Genomic DNA, 13,177 nt, shown 5'->3' on the forward strand with positions numbered 1-13,177 from the left:
AACCTCCAGACTACTCATCTGTTTTTTCTTCTTTTACTTCTTCCTGAATGAGTTCAGCCACATTTTGGCTGACCATCTCTCTTGCTTGCCGAATCGCATGAAATACTGCATGAGAATCTGATGAGCCGTGCGCCTTGATCACAGGGGCTTTTAAGCCAAAAAGGCTTGCTCCACCATAATTCGAGTACTCCATTTTCATTTTCATTTCTTTCAACTTTGGCTTCAGCACAGCTGCTGCAAGCTTGGATGTGAAAGTAGACGTCATTACTTCTCTCATCATTTTAAAAATAGACAACGCAGAGCCTTCCAGCGTTTTGAGTGTAACATTCCCGGTAAAGCCGTCTGTTACTACAACATCCGCCACATCATCTAATAGGTCTCGCGCTTCCACGTTTCCGATAAAATTGATGTTCTCTGTTTCTTTTAACATTTGAAACGTTTGTTTCGTCAGTTCGTTTCCTTTTTTATCTTCTGTTCCGACATTTAAAAGCCCGACTCTCGGTGAAGAGACACCGCGCACTTGCTGAGAATAAACAGAGCCCATGATGGCGTATTGAACGAGGTGCTCCGGTTTGGCATCGACATTGGCGCCGACATCAAGCAGAAGAAATCCGTCTCCCGAAACGGTCGGAAGTGTCGGGGCAAGCGCCGGACGGTCAATTCCTTTAATTCTTCCGACGATAAAGAGACCGGCTGTCATTAACGCACCGGTATTCCCTGCTGAAATGCAGGCGTCAGCTCTGTTTTCCGCAACCTCCTGCGCCATAAGAACCATTGATGAGTTCTTTTTTCTTCGCACGGCGCGGACCGGTTCATCCGTAGGCTCAATCACTTCATCTGCGTGCAGCACCGTGATGCGATCTGATGTTGTTGTTAAATGTGATTCTATCGTTGATTTGTCACCGACAAGTGTGATATGGAGATCATCAAATGCCTCTATACCTTTTATAACTCCGTCAATAACAGCTTTGGGAGCGTGGTCTCCTCCCATTGCATCTACAGCTATTCTCATGCATGCTCCACCTTTATGAATGTTTTGAACGATACATGTCAAAGCGTCCAGAAAAAACAATTTCTTCGCCAACGTAGCTGTTCACTTCGACAACCGTTCTTCCTTTTTCTTTTTCGACAGCCGTTACTTTCGCTTTCGCTACGACGCGTTCTCCCTGCTTTACCTGTCTTGTAAAGCGGATGTCTGCACTTGCAGTCAGCGCCAGCTCGTCATCAATGACTGCAACGGCCAAAGAATTCGCCTGTGCAAATAAATGGTGTCCTCTCGCAATCTGATTCCGGCTGAACACATGCTCCTGTTTTATTTCTAAAATGGATATCGCCTGATCATCCAGCTCAAGGTCAATAATTTCTCCGATAACTTCATCAAGTGACAGGGACTTTACTTCGTCCTCAAGTGTTTTCTCTGCCACGTTCTTAATTCTTTCTCTCAGCTCCGGTATGGAAAGCTCTAAGCGGTCCAAACGTATCGTCTGGATGCTCACCCCGAATTTACCAGCTAATTCTTCATCTGTAATAAAAGGGGTTGCTTGAATCGTCTGCTGAAGTAATTCCTGGCGTTCCCTCTTATTTCTTCTCATATCTAAACACCATCCGGACAATTAAGACTAGGTACTAATAGTAGTATATAATTTCATAGATTGGAATGCAACGATTGTTTCTGGCTGAACACCAAAAACTTCTGATGCTCAGCTTAATTTTTCCCCGTCCATTACTCCGCTCTTCAGCAAATGCTCTCTTAACACAGCGTATTCCGGCTCCTTCCAGAACGCGTCGGAAGCCACAAGATTCGCAGCATCCTGCCTTGCCGTTTCAAGCGCTCTGTAATCATGAACCATGTCCGCCACCTTGAATTCCGGCATTCCGCTTTGTTTTTTCCCAAAGAAATCACCGGGACCCCTCAGTTCCAGATCCTTTTCAGACAGCTCGAACCCGTCATTGGTCTCTGACATGATCCTCATCCGTTCTTTCCCTGTTTCTGATTTTGGATCAGCCATCAGAATACAGAAAGATTGATGTTCCCCCCGTCCGACTCGGCCGCGCAGCTGGTGAAGCTGTGACAGCCCGAAACGGTCGGCGTCATAAATCACCATAATCGTTGCATTCGGAACATTCACGCCGACCTCAACGACAGTGGTGGATACGAGAATTTGACAATGATTGGCGCTGAATTCTCTCATGACCTGGTCTTTTTCATCTGAATGCAGCTTTCCGTGCATAAGGCCGACGTTCCATTTCCCCCTAAAAATATCAGAAAGCATATTGTACACGTCAATGGCGTTTTGCACATCAAGCTTGTCTGATTCTTCAATCAGCGGACAGATGATATAAGCCTGTCTGCCTTGCTTTAATTCTTTTTCGACAAATGCCAAAATGCGATCCAGCATGTCATGTTTTACCCAATAGGTTTCGATTTGCTTTCGTCCAGCAGGCATCTCATCAATAACTGATACGTCCATTTCACCGAACACTGTGATCGCTAACGTTCTTGGAATCGGAGTGGCTGTCATAAAGAGAACATCGGGATCCTGCCCTTTGTTCCGAAGCTTTTTGCGCTGCTCAACCCCAAAACGATGCTGTTCATCTGTAATAACAAGACTCAGCGCCTTAAACTCCACCTCATCTTGGATTAAAGCGTGGGTTCCTACAAGAATATCAATCTCTCCCGCCGCAAGACGTTCAAGCAATTCTTTTCGCCGCTTCCCTTTAACGGAGCTTGTCAAAAGAGCCACGCTGACATCCCATTTTTCAAATAGTGAAACAAGCGAATCAGCATGCTGTTCGGCCAGAATTTCTGTCGGCACCATGAGCGCTCCTTGGTATCCGGATAAGATCGCGGCATACAGCGCAATCGCAGCGACTGCTGTTTTTCCTGATCCAACGTCCCCTTGAAGAAGACGGTTCATTCTGTATGGAGAAGACATGTCTGCTGTTATTTCGCGAAGAACGCGTGACTGGGCATTTGTGAGGGGAAACGGGAGGCTTTTGATAAATCTCATGAGTTCTTCGTTTGAAAAAACCTGCCGTATCCCTTGTGTCTGCTCTCTTTCCGCCTTTCGGAACGCCTGCATTTTCAACTGAAACAGCAAAAATTCTTCGTAAACAAACCGTCGTCTGGCAAGCTTTAATGCTTCCCTTGTTTCAGGCTGGTGCATTGCTTTTAACGCCTGATAATAGTCAGGCAGTTTATAGCTTTTTCTTAGCTTTTCCGGAAGAGGATCAGGAAGTGATTCTGCATATTGGGTCAGCGCCTGCTGAATAAAGCGCCTCATCATTTTGACGGTAACATTTTCTTTCACAGAATACACTGGTTCAATGCTTTTATCTTCTTGATGCGGCCCGTTTTTCAACTCCTGTACAGAGATCGTTTGGCGGTGCTTGTCCCATTTACCTGAGACCGTCACAACAGAGCCGAGCGAAAGCTTTTTCTTCAAATAAGGCCTGTTAAAACATACGGCTGTGATTAAATAGTTGCCGACAAGAAGCCTGAATGTCAGCCTGTTTCGTTTTTTTCCGTAATAGGTAAGAGAAGGCTCTGAATGAACCTTCCCTTCGACTGTGACTCTTTCATCATGCTTTACTTCTTCTAAATCCCTCAGCTCGTAGTCATCATAGCGATAAGGGAAATAATTCAGAAGATCAGAAATGTCATAAATTCCGAGTTCGTGTAATGTTTTTTCTGTTTCCGGCCCAATACCCTTAATGTTAGCTATACTAGTTTGCTGATGTTGTTTCACGTGAACCTAGCGCTCCTCCGAAAATTTTTTTCTCTAACTCTCTTCCAGTCGGTGTGGCCGCTAAACCGCCCTGGCCTGTTTCCCTAAGCGCAGTTGGCATCGTTTGGCCTATTTTATACATGGCATCGATAACCTCATCACATGGAATACGGCTAGTAATGCCCGCCAATGCCATATCAGCGGCGATCATCGCATTTGACGCGCCCATCGCATTCCGTTTCACGCAGGGCACCTCAACAAGCCCCGCTACAGGGTCGCACACGAGGCCTAGCATATTTTTTAATGTAATGGCCATGGCCTCCGCACTTTGTTCAGGTGTTCCTCCTGCCATTTCAACAATGGCCGCAGCCGCCATGCCTGAAGCTGATCCAACCTCTGCCTGACATCCTCCGGCAGCACCGGAAATACTTGCGTTATTGGCAACGACAAATCCGAAAGCTCCAGCCGTAAACAAAAAGCGGATCATTTGTTCTCTCGTTGGATTCAGCTTTTCTTTTACAGCAAATAACGTGCCGGGCACCACACCGGCAGAACCTGCAGTCGGTGTCGCACAGATGGTTCCCATAGCTGCATTTACTTCATTTGTTGCAACGGCTTTCGATACAGCATCTAAAATCAGCGGGCCAGACAGGCTTTTTCCTGATCGAATATAAGCCTGTAATTTAACGGCGTCTCCGCCCGTTAAACCCGTTTGACTCGTCACTCCCTCGAGTCCTTTCTGAACCGCCGCTTCCATAACAGACAGGTTATGATCCATCTGCTGAAAAATGTCCTCTTTTGTTTTTTCTGTTACTTCCATCTCTTGAGCGATCATCACATCAGAGATCAATATTTGTTTTTCTTTAGTAATCTCAATTAATTCCTTTACATTACGAAACATAACTGGCTCCTCCTGACCCTTTCGCTAGTCAGCAATCTTTGTCACTTGAATAATATTCGGCAGCTTTGACAGCTCGTCGAGAATATGGTCGTCAATATTTTGATCGACCTCTATTGTCATCAGCGCAAGCTGGCCGATATCTTTCCGGGCTACTTCCATATGTCCTACGTTGATTGAAAATTTCGCAAGAACATTGGCAACACCGGCGATGGTGCCAAATTTGTCATTATGAACAACTAATATGGCCGGATGATTTCCTGACAGCCGGAGTTCAAAACCATTCAATTCTGTGATTTCGATCTTTCCTCCGCCAATCGAAATACCCGTCAGCTCAAGCTCTCCCTTTTCATCAGAAATGGTGATTTTGGCTGTGTTCGGATGGACCGGAACTGCGTCTTCAACCCGAAACTCTATATGAATTCCTTTATCTTCTGCAATTTGTATAGCGGTTTTAATCCGTTCGTCGAATGTATCAAAATCAAGCAATCCGCCGATAATAGCGACATCTGTGCCGTGGCCCTTATACGTTTCCGCAAAAGACCCGTAAAAAGATACGATGATGCGCTCAGGCTCTCTGCCAAATAAACTTCTGGCCACTCTCCCGATTCTGGCAGCTCCCGCTGTATGAGAGCTGGACGGACCGATCATAACCGGACCGATAATATCAAAAACGCTTCTGTATTTCATGCTATTCCTCCTTATGAACCAGAGCTTATTAGCGCTTTGCTTCTAGACTAATTGATCAGATATAAAATGGCAAGCGGGCGCGTTACAGCGCTGCCGCATTTAAAAGCAGACATAAGAATAGAAGGGCAAATTGCCCTTCTATTCTGCAGAAACGATATACGAATACAGCGGCTGTTTCCCATTGTGGATCTCAACCTCAATCTCCTCGTACTTATCACTGAGAAATGCTTCAAGCTGCTCAGCTTCTTCCCGAGACGCATCCTCACCATATAGAATGGTCACGATTTCATCGTCTTCTCCGATCATTTCTGACAGCAGCATTTTCGCGGCTGACAGTTGATTTTCAGAAGTGCCGATAATCGTTCCATTTAGAATGCCCATAAAGTCGCCTTTTTTAATATCTTTACCGTCAATATGAGTATCTCTGACTGAATATGTCACCTGTCCGCTTTTTACTTGCTGAATGGCGCTGAGCATATTGGCCTCGTTCGCTTCAGCTTCTTGATCCGGGTTAAAGGCCAGCAGTGCTGACATCCCTTGTGGAACCGTTTTGGCCGGAATGACTAAAACCTGTTCATTCATTACGCTGGCCGCTTGGTTAGCAGCCATAATAATGTTAGAGTTGTTCGGCAGGATAAACACCGTTTCTGCATTTACAGACTTCACGGCTTCGACGATATCCTCAGTACTCGGGTTCATCGTCTGACCGCCTTCAATCACAACAGAAGCGCCGATGCTTTTGAATAGGTCTGAAATTCCTTCCCCCATCGCCACAGTTACAATGCCATACGGCTGTTTTGCCGGCGTTTTTTCGTTGCCAGCGGGCTTGCTTTCTTGACTGATGATAGAGGTATGCTGTTCTCTCATATTTTCTATTTTTATTTTGATCAATTCACCGTAATGCTGGGCGTAGTTTAACACGTTCCCAGGCTCTTCAGCATGAATATGAACCTTCGCCAGCGATTCATCCGCAATCACGAGCAGTGAATCACCGAACTGGCTGAGGTCTTGTCTGAACGTACCTTCGTCGAATTCTCTTTTTGCCTGATCAAGCCTCACCATCACTTCGGTACAGAAACCAAATTCAATATCTTCGGTATTCATCATGCTTTGGGCGCTCTTGTGATGCTCCGCGTTGACCATGTCGTCAAGTGACGGAAGAACTGCTTTCTGAGGTACAGCTTCACCTTTTAATGAAGCAAGGAAACCTTCATACACACAAAGCAGACCTTTGCCCCCGCTGTCGACAACTCCTACTTCCTTTAGAACAGGAAGCAATTCAGGGGTGCGGTTTAAAGACGCCTCCGCTTCTTCTGTCACTGCAGTCATCAGCGCAGTGATATCGGTTTCTTTTTCTGCTAAGGCCATCGCTTTTTTCGCAGCGTCTTTTGCAACTGTTAAAATGGTGCCCTCTACAGGTTTCATGACAGCTTTATACGCCATGTCTACACCTGCTTGCAGTGCAGCTGCAAATTCCAGCGCATTAATTTCTTTTTTCGATTCAATGCTTTTGCTGAATCCGCGGAACAATTGGGACAGGATGACTCCTGAATTTCCACGCGCTCCCATGAGCAGTCCTTTAGATAACGCGGAGCCCACCTTCCCGATATCATCCGTATCCATTTGTTCAACTTCTCTTGCTCCGGAAGTCATCGACAGGTTCATATTTGTTCCCGTATCACCGTCCGGCACAGGGAACACGTTCAGCGCATCAACTGCACTGGCGTTTTGAGACAGATTCTGCGCTCCCGCAAGAATCATCTCGGCAAAGGTTCTGCCGTCTAATGTTCTAATAGACAATCCTACTCCTCCTAACTACGGGTTCGTCACTCGTACGCCTTGGACATAAATATTGACCGAGTCCACTGCGAGTCCGATGGTTTGATTTACTGTGTACTTTACTTTTGTTTGGACATTATGTGCCACTTCAGAAATTTTCGTGCCGTAGCTGACTATGATATACATGTCGATATGTATCTGTTCTCCTACTTGGCGAACTTGGACACCCCTGCTGAAATTCTCTTTCCGAAGGATTTCAGTCAGTCCGTCTTTAATCTGGTTTTTAGAAGCCATGCCGACAATGCCGTAGCAATCAACAGCCGCGCCTCCTGCAACCATTGCGATGACTTCATTAGATATATCAATCTGCCCGTACTTCGTTCTTAATTCAATGGACACACTATTTCCTCCTTCGAATGCATAGAGTTACAGCTATTCTACTATATGGTTTCCATTATGAAAAGACCAGGCAATAATTGCTGGCCGTACCTCTACATATACTATAGCGCTGCTGTTTCCGCAAGATGTCAAGTGAATTTTCTTGAAAGATGATGAAACAATAGTTGCAAACGTTTTTTAGCTGTGGTAAATTATTTAAAGTATCCATATCGAAAGCATCTAAGATCATATGAATGTTAAAAAGTAGATGTTTTGTGCAAGTGAGGAGGGAAACAAATGGCACGTAAATGCGTTATCACAGGTAAAAAAACAACAGCTGGGAATAACCGTTCTCACGCAATGAACGCTTCTAAGCGCACTTGGGGCGCGAATCTTCAAAAGGTTCGTATCCTTGTGAACGGAAAACCTAAAAAAGTATATGTATCTGCTCGAGCTTTGAAATCCGGTAAAGTTGAGCGTGTATAACAAAATGAACGCCTGCCTCAATATGTGGCAGGCGTTTTTATGTGGTGAAAGAGGGCTTTGAACCCCTGGGCATTAATCTTTTCTAAATGAGCCCAGCATCGCCCGGACAATTCCTCCTAAAAACTTCGGCAATTTAATGGTGTAAAATTTCATTTTTTGTCCCCTCCTATAACGTCCCGTAACCACCTTGTTCATTGTTTTCAGCAAATGAATGAAAGCACATGCTTAATCCGTGCTTCTTATCATTATTAATATGCCTTTTGTAAACGAAAAAGTACCTCGTGAATGAATGAGTTCGTTACTAATACATAGTGTTGAACCGAGCGTAATATGACAATTATTTAGAGGATATTTAAAACCAGTCAGAGTCAGCTCATGTATTTCTTCGGAAAACGGTATGAAGGAGATATATCGCTTATTTTCATCCTTCTCAATATCATATTCACCAGGAGGGAACATTTGAATATGATTTTGTTTGTCTATCAGCCTAATTTTTATGTTCGTTTTTACACCTCTAAACAGAAGCTGAATGTTTCCTAAAAAATGATCAGCTCTGCCGCCTGTAATGCCGAAAATCTGAATGATATCCGGATGCTTTTCCAGCGCCCAATCAAGGGCGAGGTCTAAATCTGTTTGATCTTTTTCTGCTTGATACACATGAAGGGCGGGAGCGGCTTGTTCTATCCGCCGGCGTTCTTGCTCTGTTATGCTGTCAAAATCTCCGAAGGCTTCAACAGGAATGATCCCGGCATCTAGAAGAGTGACGGTGCCTTTGTCAACACCGATCCAAAGCGCGTGTTCATCCGAGTAGCCGGTTAGATCGGGAATGAGATTATTCGGGCCTCCCGCAACGATATTAATTGTTTTCATCTCTGATTCCTTTCTCTGCATACAGGAAAAAGAGCTTAGGCTATTGTATGCCCAGCTCTTTTCTAAAGCTGTTTATTTATTTTCCTCTGATTTCAGAAATTGCTTTTTTGCGGTCAGACTGGCCATAAACAGCTGAACCGGCTACGAGTAAATTCGCGCCCGCTTCAATGACTAGCGGAGCGGTTTCTTTGTTGACGCCGCCGTCTACTTCAATTAAGAGATCTTTTTTTCCTTTTTCATCCGCCATTCGCTTAACCTCTTTTATTTTAGGAAGGACTGAATGAATAAATTTCTGTCCGCCGAACCCTGGGTTCACCGTCATTAATAGAACAAGGTCGAGATCATCGAAAACATGCTCGATGACTTGTACAGGAGTATGCGGGTTTAGAACAACACCGGCCTTCACTCCTTGCTCTTTAATAAGCTGGATGGTACGGTGCAGGTGCGGACATGCCTCAGCATGCACAGACAGGATATCTGCGCCGGCTTTCGCAAAAGCCGGGATATAGCGATCGGGCTCTTCTATCATTAAATGAACATCGAGCGGCAGATCCGTTACCGGCCGGACTGCTTCTACAATCAGCGGACCGATTGTGATATTCGGGACAAAATGGCCGTCCATAACATCAATATGAATATAATCAGCTCCGCCTTTTTCTACATCTTTAATCTCATTGCCTAAAGAAGCAAAATCAGCGGAAAGAATAGATGGTGCAACCTTTATCATTATGCTAATACCTCGGCTTTCTGTCTTTAATCTCCGTCATAAATTCAACATAATGGTCATAGCGGTACTGCTTTATTTCCCCGTCTTCAACAGCTTGTTTCACCGCACATTTCGGCTCTTTTAGATGTAAACAGCCTCTAAATTTGCAGGAAGAGCTTTTTTCTCTTATATCTGGGAAGGTATAGCCCAGTTCTTCTTCCTCAATGTCTGTAAATTCAAGCGAGCTGAATCCTGGCGTATCCGCAACCAAGCCTCCGGACGTGTGTATCAGCTCCACGTGGCGGGTTGTGTGTTTCCCGCGGCCCAAATGCTCGGAAATCTCGTTTGTTTTCAATCCGAGCTCGGGACTGATCGCATTGAGAAGCGAGGATTTTCCAACACCGGATTGACCGGCAAATACCGTTGTTTTATCCTGAAAATGCGGGATGATGTCCGCTAAACTGTCTTGGTCCTTAGAGGAGGTAAGATACACGTTATAACCAATATTCCGATAGTCATCTGCATAGGCTTGTATCGTATCTTTTGTATCTTGATCATCAATCAGATCCATTTTAGTAATGCATATGATCGGCTGAATATCATTGGCTTCGACGAGAACCAGGAAGCGGTCGAGCAACGCCGTGCTGAAAGAAGGCTGAACCGCTGAGAAAACAAGGACCGCTTGATCAACATTGCAAATTGGCGGCCTGATAAGCTCATTGGTTCTTTCTTTGATTTCCATCAGATATCCTTCTTTGTCATTTTCAGCCTGATACACAACGTAATCACCGACGAGAGGAGTAATTTTGTTCTTTCTGAAAATGCCTCTCCCTCTGCATTGTATTACTTTATCTGAATCCTCTGATTCATCCAGTACATAGTAAAAGCCGCTTAGCGCCTTAATAATTTTGCCCTCAGGCATATTTTCCCTCCTTGTTATTCATCTTTTGGATACTCAATGGTTTTGTAGCTGACAACTTTATTGTTTACCATTACTTGATAGTACCCTTTTTGGCCGGGTTCAATCTTTAGTTCGATCGTTCGTTCAGTCGGCTCTTTTATCTTAAATTCTTCGTAAGTGTCAGAGATGCTGTGATCCGCATCGTCAACCGCGATTTGCACTTGAAGTTCGTCCCCTTCATTTTCTGGTTCATAAGGGATCTCGACCTTTTCTTTCACTGTTTTCGCAGGTTTTTTCTCAGGTCCTAGAGAGAATGTCACTTCCACTTCATTTCCCGGCTTTACTGCCGTACCTGCTGCTGGTTTTTGTTTGACAACCTGTCCTTCTGGAACATCATCTGAGTATGCTTCTTTTTCTACAAGCTTCAATCCGTTGTCTTCCAGATATCCAGACGCCGCTTCTTTACTGTAGGTTTTCAAGTCTCTAAGCGTAATGTCTTCGGGGCCGATACTGACTGTGAGTTTGACTTGATCTTCACTCGGGACAAGCTCAGTCCCTGCTGAAGGATTTTGGTCAATGACAGTGCCCGCGTTTTTCTCGTCATTCACTTCATTTACCGTTACATGTTTAAACCCTTGGTCCTTCAGCGCTTTTTTTGCCTGGTCGACCGTTTGGCCTGTCACATCACCGATCTCCGTCTTTGCTTTTCCGGTGCTCTTATAAAGGGTGACCGTGGCGCCTTCTTTGACTGTGGTTTCCGCTTTGGGATCCGTTTTTACCATCAGGCCCTCTTCAATTTTTTCGTCTGAGATTTCCAACACCTCGGAATCAACTTGTAAACCTTCTTTTTCCAAGAGGCCTGCTGCTTTTTCGTATTCCATTCCGGAGACATCAGGTATTTTGACATCCTTAGGCATAAAAAGCGACGGAAAAACAGTGACAGCAAGAATTCCAGCCGTGATAAAAACGAGGCATATCGTGAGCAAAACCCACGGCCACTTTTTTCTTTTGCCGTTTTTCTTTGTTTTGTTTTCTTGTGCGGTTGTCAAATCAGCTTCTTTTTCGCCAGCAGCTTTAGCGAGTTCTTCATCTTTAATGATCGGTATCGCTTTTGTCATCTCTTCATCTTCTTGAATCGTAAATCTCTTTTCATTGAGTCTGTCAGCATCAAAAGCGGTTTTTATGTCAGCTTCCATGTCTTCAGCCGTTTCGTAGCGATGAAAAGGGTCTTTGGCCGTTGCCTTTAGTATGATGTTTTCAACGCTTTGGGGGACTGACGGGTTCCACCTTCTAGTCGAAGGAGTTTCCGCTTGAAGATGCTTCAAGGCGATGCTGACTGCTGACTCTCCGTCAAACGGAATACGGCCCGTTAAAAGCTCAAATAGAACGATTCCAAGGGCATAAATATCCGATTTTTTTGTCGCTAAGCCGCCCCGGGCCTGTTCAGGTGATAAGTAGTGGACTGAGCCCAGGACAGAATTGGTATGGGTGATTGTGGTCGAACTTAATGCCGTCGCAATTCCAAAATCCGTTACTTTGATATTCCCCATGTGGTCAATCAAAATGTTATGCGGCTTGATATCTCTGTGAACAATCTGGTTTTGATGGGCATGAGCGATGGCTGAGACAATTTGCTCCATAATGTTCAGCGCTTCTTTAGGGTGAAGCGGCCCATTTGCTGTTATGTATTCTTTAAGCGTCATGCCTTCGACGTATTCCATGACAATATAATAAATATCATCTTCCTCGCCCAAGTCGTAAATGCTGACAATATTCGGGTGATCGAGGCTTGATGCGGATTGGGCTTCTCTGCGGAAACGCCTGATAAATTCATTGTCATTTGCATAGTCAAACCGCAGGATTTTGATCGCGACTTCACGGTCTAGAATAATATCCTCAGCTAAATACACGTTGGCCATTCCCCCGCCGCCTATGACGCGGAGAATTTGGTAACGCCCGCTGATCCGCTTGCCGATTAGCACTGATCTTCACCCTCTTCAACATGTAAAGCAAGCTCAAGCAAAACTGCTGTAATGTTGTCTTCTCCGCCATTCTGATTGGCTTTGTCCACAAGCAGGTTTACTTTTTCCTGAGGAGCTGAATCGCTTTGCAGGATGTCTTTTAACTCAGTGCCTTCCACTTTATTCGTCAGTCCGTCAGAACACAAAAGCAGTTTGTCTCCGGGTTCGATGTCAAAGGAACGTGTGTCGATGCTGACTGACTGGTCTGTTCCAAGCGCCTTCGTCAACACATTTTTTCGCGGATGATGTTCAGCGTCTTCTCTGGAAATCTCTCCAGTACGAACCAGTTCATTTACAAGCGAATGGTCTTCTGTCACTTGAATGAAATCATCGTCCTGAAGCAAATAGCATCTGCTGTCACCGATATGGGCAACAGAAACCGTTTTTCCCGTAAATAGCGCACATACAATTGTCGTCCCCATGCCTTGGCATTCTTCGTGGGCTTGAGCGTGATCGTATATTTTGCTGTTTACTGAAAGAATCTGTTCAATGAGCCATTTTTCACATTCCGAGGGCGCTTGTGGAATTGTCTCTGCTTCATTCCATTTCTCCCCCATGGCTTTCACAGCCATCTTGCTCGCAACATCTCCAGCAAGATGGCCGCCCATGCCATCAGCGACAACCGCTAATACAAATTCATCTTTCCCCTTGAATATCCCCGCATCATCTTCATTATGCTGGCGGATTTTTCCTGTATCTGTTTTTAAGGCTGTTAACAAC

14 protein-coding genes are annotated in these 13,177 nt (G+C 44.9%); 1 reads left to right on the top strand and 13 read right to left on the bottom strand.

Annotation, left to right across the window (positions count from 1 at the left end):
- Positions 1-10 precede the first annotated feature (10 nt).
- From plsX to QA442_RS13975, 7 genes are all read right to left on the bottom strand, one after another.
- Positions 11-1,012, bottom strand: a complete 1,002-nt coding sequence (plsX, locus tag QA442_RS13945) for a phosphate acyltransferase PlsX (RefSeq protein ID WP_227098535.1) — start codon at positions 1,010-1,012, stop codon at positions 11-13.
- 13 nt (positions 1,013-1,025) lie between these two features.
- Positions 1,026-1,592, bottom strand: a complete 567-nt coding sequence (gene fapR, locus QA442_RS13950) for a transcription factor FapR (RefSeq protein WP_003232044.1) — start codon at positions 1,590-1,592, stop codon at positions 1,026-1,028.
- A 108-nt stretch (positions 1,593-1,700) separates the two neighbouring features.
- On the bottom strand, positions 1,701-3,749 hold the full coding sequence (recG, locus tag QA442_RS13955; RefSeq protein WP_279473272.1) for an ATP-dependent DNA helicase RecG: 2,049 nt from the start codon (positions 3,747-3,749) through the stop codon (positions 1,701-1,703).
- Positions 3,727-4,629 (bottom strand): L-serine ammonia-lyase, iron-sulfur-dependent, subunit alpha, encoded by a 903-nt coding sequence (gene sdaAA, locus QA442_RS13960; protein WP_003232049.1) that lies wholly within the window; start codon positions 4,627-4,629, stop codon positions 3,727-3,729. Before sdaAA ends, recG begins: the two co-directional genes overlap by 23 nt.
- Positions 4,630-4,653: 24 nt before the next feature.
- Positions 4,654-5,316 carry an L-serine ammonia-lyase, iron-sulfur-dependent subunit beta gene (gene sdaAB / locus QA442_RS13965; protein ID WP_014663941.1) on the bottom strand — a complete coding sequence of 221 codons (663 nt, stop codon included), beginning with the start codon at positions 5,314-5,316 and terminating at the stop codon, positions 4,654-4,656.
- A gap of 138 nt (positions 5,317-5,454) precedes the next feature.
- Entirely contained in the window at positions 5,455-7,116 is a 1,662-nt protein-coding gene (locus QA442_RS13970; RefSeq protein WP_095431290.1) for a DAK2 domain-containing protein, read from the bottom strand.
- A 15-nt stretch (positions 7,117-7,131) separates the two neighbouring features.
- Positions 7,132-7,494: an Asp23/Gls24 family envelope stress response protein gene (locus QA442_RS13975; RefSeq protein ID WP_014663939.1), complete on the bottom strand. Its 363-nt coding sequence runs from the start codon at positions 7,492-7,494 to the stop codon at positions 7,132-7,134.
- 276 nt (positions 7,495-7,770) lie between these two features.
- Between QA442_RS13975 and rpmB the strand changes: the two genes are divergently transcribed.
- Positions 7,771-7,959, top strand: coding sequence for a 50S ribosomal protein L28 (gene rpmB / locus QA442_RS13980; RefSeq protein ID WP_003221548.1), 189 nt, complete (start codon positions 7,771-7,773; stop codon positions 7,957-7,959).
- A gap of 72 nt (positions 7,960-8,031) precedes the next feature.
- Here rpmB and spoVM read toward each other — a convergent pair whose 3' ends face one another.
- The 6 genes from spoVM to prpC form a co-directional block, all read right to left on the bottom strand.
- Positions 8,032-8,112: a stage V sporulation protein SpoVM gene (spoVM, locus tag QA442_RS13985; RefSeq protein ID WP_003221545.1), complete on the bottom strand. Its 81-nt coding sequence runs from the start codon at positions 8,110-8,112 to the stop codon at positions 8,032-8,034.
- Between the two features lie 72 nt (positions 8,113-8,184).
- Entirely contained in the window at positions 8,185-8,829 is a 645-nt protein-coding gene (locus QA442_RS13990) for a thiamine diphosphokinase (RefSeq protein WP_040083187.1), read from the bottom strand.
- A 76-nt stretch (positions 8,830-8,905) separates the two neighbouring features.
- On the bottom strand, positions 8,906-9,556 hold the full coding sequence (gene rpe / locus QA442_RS13995; protein WP_069840339.1) for a ribulose-phosphate 3-epimerase: 651 nt from the start codon (positions 9,554-9,556) through the stop codon (positions 8,906-8,908).
- A gap of 4 nt (positions 9,557-9,560) precedes the next feature.
- Positions 9,561-10,457 carry a ribosome small subunit-dependent GTPase A gene (rsgA, locus tag QA442_RS14000; protein ID WP_095431289.1) on the bottom strand — a complete coding sequence of 299 codons (897 nt, stop codon included), beginning with the start codon at positions 10,455-10,457 and terminating at the stop codon, positions 9,561-9,563.
- Positions 10,458-10,471: 14 nt separating this feature from the next.
- Entirely contained in the window at positions 10,472-12,418 is a 1,947-nt protein-coding gene (gene prkC / locus QA442_RS14005) for a serine/threonine protein kinase PrkC (protein WP_095431288.1), read from the bottom strand.
- Positions 12,412-13,176 carry a protein-serine/threonine phosphatase PrpC gene (gene prpC / locus QA442_RS14010; RefSeq protein ID WP_014663933.1) on the bottom strand — a complete coding sequence of 255 codons (765 nt, stop codon included), beginning with the start codon at positions 13,174-13,176 and terminating at the stop codon, positions 12,412-12,414. The genes prkC and prpC overlap by 7 nt, the downstream gene beginning before the upstream one ends.
- Position 13,177 lies beyond the last annotated feature (1 nt).

This window comes from Bacillus stercoris (genome assembly GCF_029772985.1).
Lineage (GTDB): Bacteria > Bacillota > Bacilli > Bacillales > Bacillaceae > Bacillus > Bacillus stercoris.